Consider the following 15,229-nt stretch of genomic DNA (forward strand, 5'->3'; position numbering starts at 1 on the left):
CGGCGAAACAGGCCGCGCCCCAACCCGTACGGCATGCTCGCGCCGCCCGCGGGCAACCCTCGGGGCCACGGGTGCAGCCGCCTGGCACAACTGGCGGCGGAAGCGGTCGGATTCCGTCGGGCTGTTGCCGGCCACCGTATTGAAGCCGGCGAGCCGGCTGGCATGGCGGCGGCCGGTTACGGCGAACCGCGGACGGTCGTTGAGTTCGTTCGAGGCGTGCCTTGGGTGCCGCCCGCCGCGCGGGCCGGCCGGACATCGGCGGGCAGCGCAGGGTCGGTTTGGCTGCGACGCGCCCCGAGTCCGCTTGAGGCCGGGCGATGCCGCCCTGTCCTGACCCCATGTCTATGCGGTAGGCGCGTCCACTGGTCCTGCTCGAGCGGCAGCTACCGGCTTCCGGTTCTGCAGACGCCCGCGCGCGGTGCCAGGATCAGGGTTGTGCTGGCTTGGTATCGAGCAACGACTACGGCACCCCGACTTCCCGAAACCCGTGCCGCGGTGGTTTCGACCCGCGCAGCGTCGCGCCGCGGATGCTCGTGCTTGCGGGGCTCGCGGGTCAGCGGCGTAAGTCCACGGGTGCAATGTTGCCCGGGGGACTGTGCGGCCCGGGGTGGGAACCGCACGGGATCGGGCTCCCCCCAGCAAGATTGCTGCTACTGGCAGGCGTCGGCCGAGCGGACGCAGCTCGCATACTTGGAGCAGTATGTGAAGCCGATGGCACAGTGCAGGCTGGACTGGGCGGTGGTGCGACACAGACCGGTGACCGGCTCGCAGGTCAGGCCACCGACGGAGCAGTCATTGCTGGCGCCGGCCGTGTTGCGGCTGAGCGTCGCGCTTTCGCAGTAGGCCTGGACCAGGCTGCCGTCGGGGCGGGTGATCTGGGCGATCCGCTCGGTCAGAGAGGCGACCTGGGACCGCAGTTCGCGGTTCTTCTGCGCCTCCTTCTCGTACAGGGCCCGGTAGTCCTTGATCGCGTCGGTTTCGACAGCCGCAGGGGCTGGAGTGGCCACCGGTGCGAAGGGCGCGGCGCGCAGGCGCGGCGCGGTCTGGGCGATCGCGGCGCCGGCACCCAGGCAGGCGAGCAGGACGAGTCCGGCGATTCTCATGGCATGGCTCCTTTGCACGGGAGCAGCTTAATTACTCGCGCGCTGCAGGGGCGGCTGCGGCCTGCGATTCCGACAAGCGGCTGCCCGGCTTCGCGTGGCTGCCGGGATCGCAGGCGCGCCCGCTGTGCGCGCGGCTCCCCGTTCGCGGGCTACGGCGGGTTCAGAGCACCCGCGGCGGCTCGGATCCGATGATGACGATGTCCGCAGGGCGGCGGGCGAACAGGCCCACGCTGACGACGCCGGGGATCTGGTTGAGCTCGCTCTCGAGTGCGACCGGATCGGTGATCTCGAGGCCGTGCACGTCGAGGATGGCGTTGCCGTTGTCGGTGACTACGCCGCGCTCGCTGGCGTCCATGCGCCAGACCGGCTGGCCGCCCGTCCGTTCGAGAATGCGGCGGGCGACGAGGCTGCGCGCCATCGGGATGACTTCCACCGGCAGGGGAAAGCGGCCGAGGACGTCGACGCACTTGCTCGGGTCGACGATGCAGACGAAGCGCTCGCTGGCCTCGGCGATGATCTTCTCCCGCGTCAGGGCCGCGCCGCCGCCCTTGATCAGGCGCTTGTGCGGATCGCATTCGTCGGCGCCGTCCACGTAGAGGGCGAGCGGCCCGGTCGAATTGAGGTCGAGGACCTCGATGCCGTGGCGTCGCAGGCGTTCGGTGCTCTGCTCGGAACTGGAGACCGCGCCCCGGATGCGGTCGGCCATGCGGCCGAGTGCGTCGATGAAGTAGGCGACGGTGGAGCCCGTGCCGACGCCGACGATCATGCCGTCCTCGACGTATTCGATGGCTTTTTCGGCGGCCAGGCGCTTGGCTTCGGTCATGACGTCACTCGAGGGAGAGAAGGAGCTTCCACTGCGCTGCGCTCACCGGCATCACCGACAGGCGGCTGCCGCGCTTGATCAGCGCGAATTCGTCGCCGAGGTCGTCCGCGTGGCGGCGGATTTCCTCCAGGGTGATCATGCGATCGAGCTTGCGCTCGAAGGCGACGTCGACGAGGAACCAGCGCGGCTCCTCCTGCGTGGCCTTCGGGTCGAAGTAGTGCGAGGACCGGTCGAACTGGGTCGGGTCCGGATACGGCAGGCTGGCTACCGTCGCCGTGCCGACGATGCCCGGCGGATTGCAGTTGGAGTGATAGAACAGCACGCCGTCGCCCGGCTTCATGCCGTTGCGCATGTAATTGCGCGCCTGGTAGTTGCGAACGCCCGTCCAGGGCGCGGTGCCCACGCGCGCGAGGTCGTCGATGGAGAAGGCGTCGGGCTCGGACTTCATGAGCCAGTGGCGTCGGCGGGTGGTCATGCGCTGGGGTCGTCGCGGAGGTAGGTGGCGGCTTCGGTGCAGACGGCATCCAGGCGCACGTCCCAGGGCGCCGGGTCGATCCGGGGAACGCGCTGGATCTCGTAGGCCGCGCCGACCAGCAACGGCGGTCCGGGATTGCCGACGCGCGCCGCGAACGTGCGGTCGTACCAGCCTCCGCCCATGCCGATGCGATGGCAGTCGGCGTCGAAGGCGACGAGCGGGACGACCGCAAGCGCGAGCTCGCTGGCCGAAAGCAGCGACGAACGCGCGACGTCGGGCTCGGGAATGCCGAAGCGGTTGGCGACCAGCGTGTCGCCGGCCCGCCAGGGCGCGAAGCGCAGCACGTCGTCCTCGCACAGGACCGGGAGGCAGTAGACCAGGCCGGGCGGCAGCGCGATCTGCCAGGCGTGCAGTGCGGCTTCGCCGCCGACGGCCCAGTAGCCTGCGGCATAGCCCTCGCCCGGCAGGCCGGGCAGGGCGTGCAGGCGCTCGGCGATCCGCTGGGCCGCGCCGATGCGCAGCGCGGGCGACAGGCCCGCACGGCGTGCGCGCATTTCGCGGCGCAGGGCCGCGGGATCGGTCGGGGGTTGCGTCATGCGGCGCGGTTCCACGCGTTCGCGTAGCGATGGAGAACCGGCGGAAAGAGTGCGTCCTCCACCATGCCGATGCGTGCGAAACGACCTTGAACCCGGGGTTCAAGTGGGAACGCTGGGCCACCTTCGGGCTTCCCGCTCACGGGCGGGCTTGCGCGCCAGGTGTCCGCCACGCTCCCGGTGTCGTCATTAAGGAACAAGGCGAATGTTTGCACACGCCGTCGCACACGGCAGAGGACGTGGACGCAGTATAGCGCTTCGCTTCGTGCGCGACGCGTGCAGCGCGCCGTCGCTGGGCGCCGATTCATGCCTCAGCGCCCGGGCGGGTCGAGCAGGTCGTCGAGGCGTTCGTTGAGGCGGCCCAGCGAGCGCGCGATCTCCTGTTCGCGCTCGCCTTCGCGACGCGCCTGCAGGAGCTCGTGCGCGATGTTCAGCGCGGCGAGCACGGCGACGCGATCGACCGCCGCCATGCGGTTGCCGCCACGGATCTCGCGCATGCGGTTGTCGAGCAGGCGCGCGGCGGCCAGCAGGCCTTCCTTCTGGTCCGGCGTGCAACCGACGGTGTATTCGCGGTCGAGCAGGCGGACGTTGACGGGTTCGGCATTGCTCATGGTGATTTCCCGCCCGCGCGGCGCGCTGCGCTCACGTGTTCTGCTCCAGCGACTTCAGCCGCGCGATCATCGCTTCCACGCGTACGCGTGCAGCTTCGTTCTTGGCCAGCAGGGAAGCGCGCTCGGCGAGCAGTTCCTGCTCGCGCTGGCGCAGGCCGCGGTTCTCGTCCTGCAGCCGGCGCATGCGGTCGCCCAGATCGTCGATGCGGCGTGCGAGTGCATGCAGCTGGTCGAGGGGATCGAGGCGGTCCATGGGCGCACGATAGCAGCGGGGTGTCGCCGGTCAAGGCGCGACGGCCGGCCTGGCCGCGGTCGCGTCGACGTGCCAGCCGCGGAGGAAGGCGTGGCAGTCGGTCGCCTCCAGCGGGCGCGCGAGCCAGTAGCCCTGGATCTCGTCGCAGCCGACGCGTCGCAGGAAGGCGAGCTGGTCCTCGGTTTCCACGCCCTCGGCTACCACGTGCAGCCCCAGCGAGTGGCCCATGGCGATGACCGCGCTGGTGATGGCCTCGTCGTCGGGGTCGCGGGTGAGGTCGCCGATGAACTCGCGGTCGATCTTGAGCGTGTTGATCGGCAGGCGCTTGAGGTAGGCCAGCGACGAGTAGCCGGTACCGAAGTCGTCGATGGCCATGCGCACGCCCAGTTCGCGGATCGCGTGCAGCGCCGGCCAGGTTTCCTCGGCCATGACGATGCTCTCGGTGAGCTCGATCTCCAGGCACCCGGCGGGCAGGCCGGTTTCCTGCAACGTGCGTTCGATCACGCCGGGCAGGTCGCCGCGACGCAGCTGCAGCGCCGATACGTTGACCGACATGGAGGCCTCGACGCCGTCGGCGCGCCAGGCCTGGAGCTGCACGCAGGCGTGGCGCAGCGCCCACTCGCCGATCTCGAGGATCAGGCCCGATTCTTCCGCGAGCGGGATGAACTGCGCCGGCGAGACGTCGCCGAACTCCTCGGATTTCCACCGCAGCAGGGCTTCCACGCCCACCAGCGCGCCGCTGGCGACATGCATGCGAGGCTGGTAGACCAGCCGCAGCTCGTCGCGGTCGATCACCTTGCGCAGGGCCGCCGAGAGCGAGGCGCGGCGGCGCACGTCGGCCTCCATGCTGCCGGCGTAGCGCATGAAGGTGCGCCGGCCCATCGCCTTGGCCTGGTACATCGCGGTGTCGGCGTGCTTGAGCACGTCCGACGGCGTGTCGGCATGGTCGGGGAACAGCGCGATGCCGATGGACGGGCTGATGACGATGTCGTGCAGGTCGCCGGCTTCCAGCGGCTGCTCGAATGCGGCGAGCAGCTGGCCCGCGATCCGCTCGGCTTCCTCGACGTCCTCCAGGTGCTCGAGGATCACGGTGAACTCGTCGCCGCCCAGGCGTGCGACAGTGTGGTGGCCGCCGACGGCATGCTGCAGCCGCGCCGCGGTGGCGCGCAGGATCGCGTCGCCCGCGGCGTGGCCGAGTGAATCGTTGATGTCCTTGAAGCGGTCGAGGTCCAGGAACAGCACCGCCAGCCGGCTGCCGTGGCGGCGTGCGCGCGCCATGGCCCGCGACAGCCGTTCCGACAGCAGGGCGCGGTTGGGCAGGCCCGTCAGCGTGTCGTAGTTGGCCAGATAACGCAGTTCCTGCTCGGCGCGCTTCTGGTCGGTGATGTCCGACAGCACCGCCACCCAGTGGCCGCGCTGGCCGGCCGCGTCCAGCACCACGCTGGCCTGCAGCCAGCACAGGAACTCGCTGCCGTCCTTGCGGCGCTGCCAGAGCTCGCCCGACCAGCGACCCTCGCGCCGGAGGTCTGCGCGCATCTGGTGATAGACGGCTTCGTCGTGCTGGCGGCTGTCGATCAGGCTGGTCGACTGGCCGACGACTTCGGCCTCCGTGTAGCCGGTCATCCGCGTGAACGCCGGATTCACCGAGATGAAATGGAAGTCGTCGTCGAACACGGCCACGGCTTCGGCCATCGAGCGCAGCACCTCGCTGGCGACGCGGCGCTCCCGTTCGGCGCGGCGCGTGGCGGTGATGTCGCGCGCGGTGCCGGCGATGCGCAGGGCGCGCCCGGCGGCGTCGCGCTCGACGACGCGCCCCCGCGCCCGCACCCACATCCATTCGCCGTCGGGCCCGACGATGCGGTGCTGCGATTCGAACACGGGCAGCTCGCCGGCGACGTGGCGGCGGAACTGCGTGCGCACGCGTTCGAGGTCGTCGGGGTGGATGACGTGGTCGTGTTCGGCCACGGCCTCGCTGTCGATGCGGCGACCGGGCGACGTGGGGTCGCGCGCGCGCATGCGGTGCATGACACCGCGGGCGAGGTCGTAGTCCCAGAACTGCTCGCCCGAGGCCCACAGCGCGAGCTTCAGGCGCTCCTCGCGCTCGCGCAGGCGGCGAAGGTAGTCGCGCTCGCGGCGGCGGCGCTCGCGCCACTGCCAGACCGCGACACCCACCGGCGCCAGGGCCAGCGCCGCCAGCAGCACGAGCATGGCCGGCTGGCGCCAGAGCGGGGTGTCGACGGTCACGGGGATGCGCAGCTCGGTGCGCTCGGACCAGCGCCCTCCGCGGTCGGTCGCCTGCGCGCGGAAGACGTAGCGGCCCGGTGGCAGCTGGGTATAGGTGATGTCGCGCGAGCTGCCGTTATCGATCCAGGCGCGGTCGAAGCCGTCGAGGCGGTAGCGGTAGCGCAGCACCGCCGAGGGCGCGAAGTCCAGGGCGCCGATGCGCACGCGCAACAGGGCGGCGTCGGCCGGGATGTGGATGGCCGGCCGTTGCCAGGGCGCGCTGTCGAGGTCGTGGCCGTCGCTGCGTGCCGAGAGCAGGCGGAGCGGGGCGGCATGGCGGTCGTCCGCCACGCGGGTGGGATCGACGAGGTTGATGCCGCGCACGCCGCCGAATGCGAGGCGGCCGTCGGCCAGGCGGCCGCTGGCACCGCCGTTGAACTCCAGATCCTGCAGGCCGTCGCCGAGACCGAACAGGCGCGCGCGCCCCCGGGCTGGCCGGTAACGCAGCAGCCCGGCATCGGTACCGGCCCAGAGCGTGCCGGCAGGCGCTTCCTGCAGGGAGAACATGCTCAGGCTGCGGTACGCGGGCTCGCGCGCGAGCGGCTGCTCGAAACGGACCGTGCCGGCCGTTTCCACCGCTTCGCTGATCCCGGCATGGGTTCCTACCCAGATCCGGCCGGAGGCGTCCTCCAGCAACGAACGCACGACGTTGCCCGGCAGTGCGCCGGGCTCGTCCACCGCCTGGCGGAAATGGCGGAAGCGGCCCGTGGCGGGATCCAGCAGGTCCAGGCCGTCGCCGGTGCCCAGCCAGACACGGCCGCGGCGGTCGACCAGCACGGCATGCACGTTCGGATGCGCCAGGGCGCCGGGGGCGGTGCCGGCCGGGAAGTGGCGCGTGCGGCCGGTCGCGGGGTCGTGGTGGAGCGCCCCGCTGCCCGCGGTGCCCAGCCAGAGCCCGCCCTGGCGGTCGCGCGCGATGGCCCGGAGGCTGGCGTGGCTGTGGGCGCCGAGGTCGACCCGGCGCATGCGGAGGCTGGCGGTGTCGAGCAGGACCAGGCCGCTGCCGGTGGCGACCCACAGGCGCCCGTCGCCGGCAGGGGCGAAGCCGGCCACGCGACCGGCCGGTGCGGGCAGGCGCGGCGTCAGGTCGTCGAAGCGGCGGGCGCGCAGGTCGTAACGCAGCAAGCGGTTGGCGTCGGTGCCGATCCAGAGCGCGCCGGGGGTGCCATGCACGGCGCGGATGCTCCCGTCCGCGGCGGGATGCACGCCGGGGACGCGATCGAGGTCGGTGACCAGTGGAAACGGGCTGCCGTCCGGGTCGGCCACCGACGCGCCCCGGTACTGGCCGCCCGCCCAGAGCATGCCGCTGGCGTCCACCAGCAGCGCGTTGATGCTGTCTTCCGGCAGTGCCCCCGGCAGCCTCTCGTCCTGGCGCAGCACGACCACGTCGCCGGCCGGGTCGATCCGGCGAAGGCCGGCGGTATAGGCCGAGATCCAGATGCGTCCCGCCCGGTCCTCGGCGATGGCGCGCACCGCACGCGCCGGCTCGCGCCCGCGGGGCCAGACGGGCTGCAATGCGCCGCCCGAGACCGCCGACAGCCCGTCCGGCCCGCCCACCAGCAGGCGGCCATCGCGCGCCGCGAGCACGGCGTGCAGAGGGCCGTCGGCCACGCGCCGCCAGGTTCCGGTGGCATCCAGCACATGCAGGCCGTCGTCGGTCGCGTACCACAGGCGGCCGTCGCGGTCGCGCGCGAGCTGCTGGGCACGGCGCTGGCTGCGGGGCAGGGCCGGCAGGGCGAGGACGCGCTCGATCCGGCCGGTGGCCGGGTCCAGGCGGTCCAGCCCCGCGACGGTCCCGATCCACACCACGCCGGGCTCGGCCCGCACGGTCAGCACCTGGCGCGCATCGCGGCGCTTGTCCACGGTCTGCGCGTAGCGGCGGATTCCGCCGGTGCGCAGGTCCAGCCGCGCGACATACTGCGAGTAGCTGCCGACCCAGATCGACTGTCCGTCCGCGTCCAGCGCCAGGGCGGTGACGAAGCTGTCGGGCAGGCTGGACGGATCGGCCGGGTCGTGGCGGAACAGGCGGTAGCGCTCGCCGTCGTAGCGGTGCAGGCCGCCCTGGGTGGCGACCCACACGAAGCCCTGGCGGTCCTGCGCCAGCGCGTTGACGCTGCTCTGCGTCAGGCCGCGCTCGCTCGCCAGCCGCTGGAAATGGAACTCGCGCGTCACGGCGCCCGCGGCCGGTGCCAGGGCGAACAGGACGAGCAGGAGGAGGGCCTGCGCGACGCTAGGGAGGGTCGGTGCGCGCACGGAACGGGCCGGGCTGGATACCGGCCAGTTTAGGCCCGCATGCAGCGCGGTCACAACCGGACGCGGGGGCGTGGACGCTGGCATTGCTAGACTGCGCGGCCCTTCGTAGCCGCTCCCTGCCCGTGTCCGACCACGACTTGCCCGCGCCCTCGCGCATCGACGCCGAAACGGGCCGCCTCGGGCTGGCCACCAGCGCCTGGGAACTGCATGGGGCCCTGTGCGGCTGGCTGGCCGGCGGCGGTTCCAACGAGCGCGGCTGGCTGGCTTCGGTATTCGCCGATGCCTCCGTGCCGGCGCCCGAGCCCGGTTCGCCGCTGGACCGGCTGCGCGAGTCCACCGCCGCGCAGCTGGAGGATCGCAGCTTCGAGTTCGAACTGCTGCTGCCGGAGGCCGAGGCCGCGCTGGTCGAGCGCAGCGGCGCGCTGTTCGACTGGTGCCGCGGCTTCGTCGGTGCGTTCGGGCTTGCGGCCGGCGACAAGGCGTTGTCGGGCCTCTCCGAGGAGAGCCGCGAGGCGCTGGCGGACCTCGCCAAGCTCGCCTCGGCCGAGGCGCAGGACGACGGCGACGAGGAGGACGAGGAAGCGCTGATCGAGATCGAGGAGTTCGTGCGCGTGGCGGCGCTGCTGCTGCACGGCGATTGCGTGCTCGCCGCGCGCCATCGGCAGCGCTTGAACTGAACGCGGGCGCGGCGGCGCGCGGCGCCGGCGCGCGGCATGGCGCGCAGGGCCTAAGATCGCCGTCGCCGTCCAGTCGCGTTCCGCCATGCCGAGTCGTCCGAAGGATCCCTACGCGCGCCGCCGCCGCCAGCTCATGCGCCTGGCCGGCGACAACGCGATCGTCATCGTTCCCGCCGCCGCCGAGCGCGTGCGCAGCCGGGACACGCATTTCCCTTATCGGCAGGACTCCGACCTGCTGTACCTCACCGGCTTCCCGGAGCCGGACGCGGTGCTGGCGCTGATCCCGGGGCGCGCCCATGGCGAGGCCATCCTGTTCTGCCGCGAGCGCGATCCCGAGCGCGAGGGCTGGGACGGCCCGCGCGCCGGCCCGGAAGGCGCGGTCGAGGCCTTCGGCGTGGACGACGCCTATCCCATCACCGACCTGGACGACATCCTGCCCGGCCTGCTGGAAGGGCGCTCGCGCGTCTACTACCACTTCGGCCGCGACAAGGACTTCGACCTCAAGCTCATCGGCTGGCTCAACCGCGTGCGCGCGCAGGTGCGCAGCGGCGCGCAGCCGCCGCACGAGTTCCTCGAACTGGGCCACCTGCTGGACGAGATGCGCCTGTTCAAGGACGCCGGCGAGCTCAGGCTCATGCAGAAGGCCGCCGACGTGAGCGTCGCCGCGCACGAGGCGGCGATGCGCGCGGCCCGGCCCGGCATCACCGAATACCAGCTGCAGGCCGAGCTCGAGTACGTGTTCCGCCGCCACAACGCGGTGCCGGCCTACGAATGCATCGTCGGCGCCGGCGCGAACGCCTGCGTGCTGCATTACCGCGCCAACGCCGCCACCGCGCGCGACGGCGAGCTGGTGCTGATCGACGCCGGCGCGGAGGTGCAGGGCTATGCGGCCGACATCACCCGCACCTTCCCGGTCAACGGGCGGTATTCGGCGGCGCAGCGCGCCCTGCACGAGCTGGTCTGCGATGCGCAGGCCGCCGCGCTGGCCAGGGCACGACCGGGCGAGGCCTGGGACGCGATCCACGCGGCGGCGGTGGCCACGCTGTCGGAGGGCCTGCTGCGGCTGGGCCTGCTCAGGGGGCGGCTGGAGAAGGTGATCGCCGACGGCGCCTACAAGCGCTTCTACCGCCACAAGACCGGCCACTGGCTGGGCTTGGACGTGCACGACGTGGGCGACTACCGCTTCGAAGGACAGTCGCGGCTGCTCGAGCCGGGCATGGTCTTCACCATCGAGCCCGGCCTGTACGTGGCCGCCGACGACACGACGGTGGACCCGAAGTGGCGTGGCATCGGCATCCGCATCGAGGACGACGTGCTGGTGACCAAGGACGGCCCCCGCGTGCTCACCGACGCGCTGGCCAGGCGCGCGGACGAGGTGGAGGCCTTCATGGCCGACGCGCGGGCCGGCGCCGCGGCATAGGCGCGGGGCGCGCTACCAGCTCGCGCCGTCGGCCACCAGCGCGCCCACGTGCGCCGCGGCCGATTCGGCCAGCGCCTGCAGGTCGTAGCCGCCTTCCAGCATCGACACGATGCGGCCATCGCAATGGCGGCGAGCGAGGTCGCGCAGCTGCCCGGTGATCCAGAGGTAGTCGACCGCCTCCAGCTCCAGCTGCGCGAGCGGATCGCGCTGGTGGGCGTCGAAGCCGGCGGAGATGAAGAGCAGCTGCGGGCGGTGCGCCTCGATCGCCGGCAGCAGCGTATCGGCCCAGGCGCGGCGGAAACCCTCGCTGCTGGTGCCCGGCGGCAGCGGCGCGTTGAACACGTTGCCGACGCCGCGCTCGTGGGCGAAGCCGCTGTCGGGATACAGCGGCAGCTGGTGCGAGCTGCAGAAGACCACGCGCGGATCGGCCTCGAAGATCGCCTGCGTGCCGTTGCCGTGGTGCACGTCGAAGTCGACGATCGCCACGCGTTCCAGGCCGTGCGCGTCGAGCGCATGCGCCGCCGCCACCGCGATGGAGTCGAAGAAGCAGAAGCCCATCGCGGTGTCACGGGTGGCGTGGTGGCCCGGCGGGCGCACCGCGCAGAACACGCGGCGCGCGCGGCCGGCGAGCACCGCATCCACCGCCGCGATACCGGCGCCCGCGCACCGCAAGGCGGCCTCGGCCGCGCCGGGCGAGAGGAAGGTGTCGGGATCGAGCTGCACCGTACCCTCGGCGACCGGCGTATCCAGCACCTGGCGGATGAGTGCCTCGTCGTGCACGCGGGCGAGCTGCGCGCGCGTGGCCAGCGGCGCTTCGGCCCAGGGCAGCTCGGGATAGGTATCGCGGATGGCGTCGAGCACCGCGGCCAGGCGCTCGGGCCGCTCGGCATGGCCCGGCGGCGGCACGTGCGCGGCGCAGGCGGGATGGGTCAGCAGCAGGAGGGGCAGGCGGTCGCTCATGCGGGCATTCTCGCCGATCGTCCATGGCCACGTGCGCCGCTCCCGGGCCGCGCGCGCTCGATGCCCGGCGTTCCGCGGGCCCTAGGCGCGCGGCTCGCGCAGCTGGAAGGCGTTGCCTTCCGGATCCATCGCCCGGGCGACGGTGAAGCCCGGGCCGGCCCAGCGCCCGTCGAGCACTCGGCCGCCGCGCTGGGCCGCGCGCGCGGCGGCATCGGCCAGGGCATCGACCGTGGCGAAGAAGCCGAGCGCACCTGCGCGTGGCGTGTCCGGGGCGGTCATCGATGCGCCCGCCATCGGCGGCATCGCCAGCACGACGAGTTGCAGGTCGGCGCCATGGAGCACCACGAGGTCCGCGCGTGCGTGCACCCGGGCCAGCCCCAGCACGTGCGCGTAAAACGCGGCGATGCGCTCGACGTCGAGCGCGTAGACGAAGACACCGGCGCGCGCGGGGCCTGCCATGGGCGGTGGGGCGTCGTGCTCAGCCGTGCCGGCGCTGGTGGTTCCACAGCACCTCGCCATGCCCGCTGGCGCGGGCCAGCACGCGGGCGAGGACGAAGAGCAGGTCGGAGAGGCGGTTGAGGTAGCGGATGGCCTCCGGGCGCACCGGCTCCACGCGCGAGAGGGCCACGCATTCGCGCTCGGCGCGGCGCACCACGGTGCGCGCGACGTGGCAGCGCGCGGCCGCCTCGCCACCGCCGGGCAGGATGAAGTCCTTCAGCGGCGGCAGTGGCTCGTTGAAGGCGTCGAGCCGCTGCTCGAGGCGCTCGATGTCGGCGTCGAAGATCGCCGAATGCCCGGGGATGCACAGCTCGCCGCCGAGGTCGAAGAGCTGGTGCTGGATCGCCGTCAGCAGGCTGGCCACGTCCTCCGGCAGGCCGGGGCTGGCGAGCACCAGGCCGATGCAGGAATTGGCCTCGTCGACCGTGCCGTAGGCATCGACGCGCGGCGAGTCCTTGCCCGTGCGCGTGCCGTCGCCGAGGCCGGTGCTGCCGTCGTCGCCGGTGCGCGTGTAGATCTTCGAGAGGCGGTTGCCCATCAGAGCGTGGCGACGCCGGCCTTGCCGCCGCGGGCGAGCTGCGTCGCCACCGCGTGCAGGCCCGCGGCCACGGCCACGTACTTGGCGGTGGTCGCCATGTAGGGCAGCAGCCAGGTCACGTAGTTGTCCCACCAGCCCGCCAGCGAGGGCTCGGCGACCACGCCGGAGATCCAGTAGAAGCTGCCCTGCGCGATCAGCTGGCAGAGCGCCACCGAGGCCACGAGTGCGGCGGCGAGCAGGCCGAGCGAGCGCAGGTCGTTGCCCACGTCGCGGCGGCGCAGCCACAGGCCGCCGGCCCACATCGCGAAGTAGGCGGGGATCAGGCACCAGTAGGCGGGCGAGACGCAGTAGTGCTGCCAGAAGCTCGCGCCGCTCGCGGTGATCACGACGTAGTCGACCGCCACCGCCAGCGCCATCAGCAGCGGGAACGCCCAGCGCGTCCAGCTCGACAGCATGAAGCCGCCAACGAAGAACACCGCCCAGGACGCATCCGGCAGCGGGCCGAAATGGTCGGCGCGGGTGCCCGCCATCAGCAGGGCGAGGAGGATCAGCACGAGGCTGCGCTGGGTCGTGGGCTTCACGTTTCGCTCCGAAAGCACAGGGGGCAGGCCGGTCGGGCATTCTAGCGGAGCCCGCGGGTGCAGGCCGTATCATGCGCGCATGGACATGCCCGCCGATCGCCGCCACGACATCGTCATCGTCGGAGGCGGCCTGGTCGGGGCCAGCCTCGCCATCGCGCTCGAAGGCCAGGGGCTGGACGTGGCGCTCGTGGAGGCCACGCCCGACGGCGCGATGCCACCGGTGTTCGACGAACGCAGCCTGAGCTTCGCCGAGGCCACGCTGAACGCGCTGACGGCGCTGGACGTGCTGCCGCGGCTGCAGCTGGGCGGCGGGCCCATCCGACGCATCGAGATCACCCGCGCCGGCGGCTTCGGCCGCGCGCGGCTGGAGGCCGCCCGCTACGGGCGCGAGGCCTTCGGGCAGGTGGTGGTGGCCCGTGATTTCGGCGTCGCGCTGGAATCGCGCCTGCGCGAGGTCCGCGGCCTGGTGCGCTACCGGCCGGCGCGCTTCGTCGGCACCGGCCTCGAGGACGGCGCGCGCCGCGTGGAACTCGACATCGGCGGCCGCGCCGTCCACCTGCGCACCGCGCTGCTGGTGGGCGCCGACGGCACCGCCAGTGGCGTGCGCGCCGCGCTCGGTATCGGCACCGACGTGCGCGACTACGGCCATGCGCTGTTCGTCGCCCGGCTGCGCACGGCGCAGGCGCCCGACGGCACCGCCCATGAACGCCTGACCGATGCCGGCCCCACCGCCCTGCTGCCGCGTGCGGACCGCCATTACGGCGTGGTGCACGGGGTGGCGCTGGAGGAGGCCGACGCGGTGGAGGCGCTGGACGACGAGGCCTTCGCCGCCCGCATCCAGCAGGTGGTCGGCTGGCGCCATGGCCGCGTGCTGGGCTGCGGGCCGCGCAGCCGGTATCCCGCGCGGCGCGTGCTGGCGCAGGCGCGGGTCGCGCCGCATGCGGTGCTGGTCGGCAACGCCGCCCAGACCATCCATCCGCTCGGCGCGCAGGGCTTCAACCTCGGGCTGCGCGACGCGCTGACGCTGGCCGAGGAGATCGCCGCGGCCGGCCGCGAACGCTTGGGCGAGGCCGCGATGCTCGCGCGCTACGCGCAGCGCCGCACCGAGGACCGCCGCCGCACGCTGGCCTTCTCCGACGGCCTGCTGCGCGTCGGCATGCGCCGCGCGCCCTGGGCCGGCCCGCTGCGCAGCCTCGCGCTGATGGCGCTGGACCATCCGTCCTGGCTGCAGGCCTGGCTGGTCGGCGGCGCCATGGGCTACCGGGGCGACGTGCCCGCGCTGTGCCGCGCCGACGGCGCGAGGCGCCGCGCATGAGCACGCGCGAGGTCTTCGACGTCGCGGTGGTCGGCGGCGGCGTGGTCGGCGGGGCCGCCGCGCTCGCGCTTGCGCGCGACGGCTGGAGCGTGGCGCTGGTGGAGCCACGCCTGCCGCCGCGCTGGGGCGCCGACGATGCCGACCTGCGCGTCTACGCCATCGCGCCGGACGCCATGGGGCTGCTCGATTCCGTCGGCATCGGCGGCGCCGTGCGTGAGGCGCGCGTGCAGCCCTACCGGCGCATGGAGGTCTGGGACGCCGGCGGCACCGGACGGCTGGATTTCGACGCCGACCGCTTCGGCCGGCGCGAACTGGGCTGGATCGTCGAGCACGCGCTGCTGGTCGACCGGATGTGGCAGGCCCTGCCGCAGGCCGGCGTGCAGGTGCATGCGTCCGTGGCCGTCGAGGCCCGCGAGCCCGGCGAGGCGCACGACGTGCTGCGCCTGGACGACGGCCGCCGGCTGCGCGCGCGGCTGGTGGTCGCGGCCGACGGCGCCGCCTCGCCGCTGCGTGCGATGGCCGGCATCGAGGCGCCGACGCACGACTACGGCCAGTGCGGCCTGGTCGCCTACGTGGAGACCGCCGAGCCGCATCGCGACACCGCCTACCAGCGCTTCCTCCCCGATGGCCCGCTGGCCTTCCTTCCCTTCGTGGGCGGCCGCAGCTCCATCGTCTGGTCGCAGCCCGCCGCGCTCGCGCAGGCCCGCGTCGGCCTGCCGGCCGACCGCTTCGAGGCCGAGCTGGCGACCGCGTTCGAAGGCCGGCTGGGCGACGTGGTTGCTGACGCCGACGATCGTGGCGCTCTGGCCGCGCACCGGCCGGTCGGTATAGCCGAGCAGCGTGGTG

At 73.0% G+C, this 15,229-nt stretch carries 14 protein-coding genes, 1 other RNA gene and 1 pseudogene; 4 read left to right on the top strand and 12 right to left on the bottom strand.

Annotation, left to right across the window (positions count from 1 at the left end):
• Nucleotides 1-650: 650 nt before the first annotated feature.
• The 8 genes from EYQ95_RS24375 to EYQ95_RS24410 form a co-directional block, all read right to left on the bottom strand.
• Nucleotides 651-1,103, bottom strand: a complete 453-nt coding sequence (locus EYQ95_RS24375; RefSeq protein WP_132331496.1) for a hypothetical protein — start codon at nucleotides 1,101-1,103, stop codon at nucleotides 651-653.
• 160 nt (nucleotides 1,104-1,263) lie between these two features.
• Nucleotides 1,264-1,926: a ribose-5-phosphate isomerase RpiA gene (gene rpiA / locus EYQ95_RS24380; protein WP_132331498.1), complete on the bottom strand. Its 663-nt coding sequence runs from the start codon at nucleotides 1,924-1,926 to the stop codon at nucleotides 1,264-1,266.
• A gap of 4 nt (nucleotides 1,927-1,930) precedes the next feature.
• The gene (locus EYQ95_RS24385) at nucleotides 1,931-2,401 is read right to left on the bottom strand and encodes an EVE domain-containing protein (protein WP_132331500.1); all 471 of its coding nucleotides are present in this window, start codon (nucleotides 2,399-2,401) and stop codon (nucleotides 1,931-1,933) included.
• A complete protein-coding gene (locus tag EYQ95_RS24390) occupies nucleotides 2,398-2,997 on the bottom strand; it encodes a 5-formyltetrahydrofolate cyclo-ligase (RefSeq protein WP_132331502.1) in 600 nt (199 codons plus the stop codon). Before EYQ95_RS24390 ends, EYQ95_RS24385 begins: the two co-directional genes overlap by 4 nt.
• Nucleotides 2,998-3,048: 51 nt before the next feature.
• Nucleotides 3,049-3,234: non-coding RNA, 6S RNA (gene ssrS / locus EYQ95_RS24395), on the bottom strand.
• A gap of 71 nt (nucleotides 3,235-3,305) precedes the next feature.
• Nucleotides 3,306-3,605, bottom strand: coding sequence for a cell division protein ZapA (locus EYQ95_RS24400; RefSeq protein ID WP_132331504.1), 300 nt, complete (start codon nucleotides 3,603-3,605; stop codon nucleotides 3,306-3,308).
• Between the two features lie 31 nt (nucleotides 3,606-3,636).
• Entirely contained in the window at nucleotides 3,637-3,858 is a 222-nt protein-coding gene (locus tag EYQ95_RS24405) for a TIGR02449 family protein (RefSeq protein WP_132331506.1), read from the bottom strand.
• Between the two features lie 30 nt (nucleotides 3,859-3,888).
• Nucleotides 3,889-8,448 carry an EAL domain-containing protein gene (locus tag EYQ95_RS24410; protein WP_165924851.1) on the bottom strand — a complete coding sequence of 1,520 codons (4,560 nt, stop codon included), beginning with the start codon at nucleotides 8,446-8,448 and terminating at the stop codon, nucleotides 3,889-3,891.
• A gap of 68 nt (nucleotides 8,449-8,516) precedes the next feature.
• Between EYQ95_RS24410 and EYQ95_RS24415 the strand changes: the two genes are divergently transcribed.
• Together EYQ95_RS24415 and EYQ95_RS24420 are read left to right on the top strand one after the other, a co-directional pair.
• A complete protein-coding gene (locus tag EYQ95_RS24415) occupies nucleotides 8,517-9,071 on the top strand; it encodes a UPF0149 family protein (protein ID WP_165924852.1) in 555 nt (184 codons plus the stop codon).
• Between the two features lie 85 nt (nucleotides 9,072-9,156).
• Nucleotides 9,157-10,491, top strand: coding sequence for an aminopeptidase P N-terminal domain-containing protein (locus EYQ95_RS24420; protein WP_132331510.1), 1,335 nt, complete (start codon nucleotides 9,157-9,159; stop codon nucleotides 10,489-10,491).
• Nucleotides 10,492-10,503: 12 nt separating this feature from the next.
• Here EYQ95_RS24420 and EYQ95_RS24425 read toward each other — a convergent pair whose 3' ends face one another.
• The 4 genes from EYQ95_RS24425 to EYQ95_RS24440 all read right to left on the bottom strand — a co-directional run bounded on the left by EYQ95_RS24425 (nucleotide 10,504) and on the right by EYQ95_RS24440 (nucleotide 13,068).
• Nucleotides 10,504-11,451 carry a histone deacetylase family protein gene (locus EYQ95_RS24425; RefSeq protein ID WP_132331512.1) on the bottom strand — a complete coding sequence of 316 codons (948 nt, stop codon included), beginning with the start codon at nucleotides 11,449-11,451 and terminating at the stop codon, nucleotides 10,504-10,506.
• Nucleotides 11,452-11,532: 81 nt separating this feature from the next.
• Entirely contained in the window at nucleotides 11,533-11,910 is a 378-nt protein-coding gene (locus EYQ95_RS24430; protein WP_132331514.1) for a VOC family protein, read from the bottom strand.
• Between the two features lie 19 nt (nucleotides 11,911-11,929).
• Nucleotides 11,930-12,487 carry a cob(I)yrinic acid a,c-diamide adenosyltransferase gene (locus EYQ95_RS24435; RefSeq protein ID WP_132331516.1) on the bottom strand — a complete coding sequence of 186 codons (558 nt, stop codon included), beginning with the start codon at nucleotides 12,485-12,487 and terminating at the stop codon, nucleotides 11,930-11,932.
• Nucleotides 12,487-13,068, bottom strand: coding sequence for a hypothetical protein (locus tag EYQ95_RS24440; RefSeq protein WP_370451337.1), 582 nt, complete (start codon nucleotides 13,066-13,068; stop codon nucleotides 12,487-12,489). Before EYQ95_RS24440 ends, EYQ95_RS24435 begins: the two co-directional genes overlap by 1 nt.
• A gap of 79 nt (nucleotides 13,069-13,147) precedes the next feature.
• Here EYQ95_RS24440 and ubiH point away from each other — a divergent pair, with 79 nt between their 5' ends.
• Together ubiH and EYQ95_RS24450 are read left to right on the top strand one after the other, a co-directional pair.
• Nucleotides 13,148-14,383, top strand: coding sequence for a 2-octaprenyl-6-methoxyphenyl hydroxylase (gene ubiH / locus EYQ95_RS24445; protein ID WP_132331518.1), 1,236 nt, complete (start codon nucleotides 13,148-13,150; stop codon nucleotides 14,381-14,383).
• Nucleotides 14,380-15,108, top strand: a pseudogene (locus tag EYQ95_RS24450) (FAD-dependent oxidoreductase); the annotation flags it as partial. The gene ubiH and the pseudogene EYQ95_RS24450, both read left to right, overlap by 4 nt.
• Nucleotides 15,109-15,229: the final 121 nt, after the last annotated feature.

It is taken from the genome of Lysobacter sp. N42, assembly GCF_004344885.1.

Coding starts and splice junctions, on each gene's coding strand:
- ubiH (WP_132331518.1), top strand. CDS start 13,148: ATGGACATGCCCGCCGATCGCCGCCACGACATCGTCATCGTCGGAGGC.
- EYQ95_RS24425 (WP_132331512.1), bottom strand. CDS start 11,451: ATGAGCGACCGCCTGCCCCTCCTGCTGCTGACCCATCCCGCCTGCGCC.
- EYQ95_RS24385 (WP_132331500.1), bottom strand. CDS start 2,401: ATGACCACCCGCCGACGCCACTGGCTCATGAAGTCCGAGCCCGACGCC.
- EYQ95_RS24375 (WP_132331496.1), bottom strand. CDS start 1,103: ATGAGAATCGCCGGACTCGTCCTGCTCGCCTGCCTGGGTGCCGGCGCC.
- EYQ95_RS24405 (WP_132331506.1), bottom strand. CDS start 3,858: ATGGACCGCCTCGATCCCCTCGACCAGCTGCATGCACTCGCACGCCGC.
- EYQ95_RS24430 (WP_132331514.1), bottom strand. CDS start 11,910: ATGGCAGGCCCCGCGCGCGCCGGTGTCTTCGTCTACGCGCTCGACGTC.
- EYQ95_RS24420 (WP_132331510.1), top strand. CDS start 9,157: ATGCCGAGTCGTCCGAAGGATCCCTACGCGCGCCGCCGCCGCCAGCTC.
- rpiA (WP_132331498.1), bottom strand. CDS start 1,926: ATGACCGAAGCCAAGCGCCTGGCCGCCGAAAAAGCCATCGAATACGTC.
- EYQ95_RS24435 (WP_132331516.1), bottom strand. CDS start 12,487: ATGGGCAACCGCCTCTCGAAGATCTACACGCGCACCGGCGACGACGGC.
- EYQ95_RS24400 (WP_132331504.1), bottom strand. CDS start 3,605: ATGAGCAATGCCGAACCCGTCAACGTCCGCCTGCTCGACCGCGAATAC.
- EYQ95_RS24390 (WP_132331502.1), bottom strand. CDS start 2,997: ATGACGCAACCCCCGACCGATCCCGCGGCCCTGCGCCGCGAAATGCGC.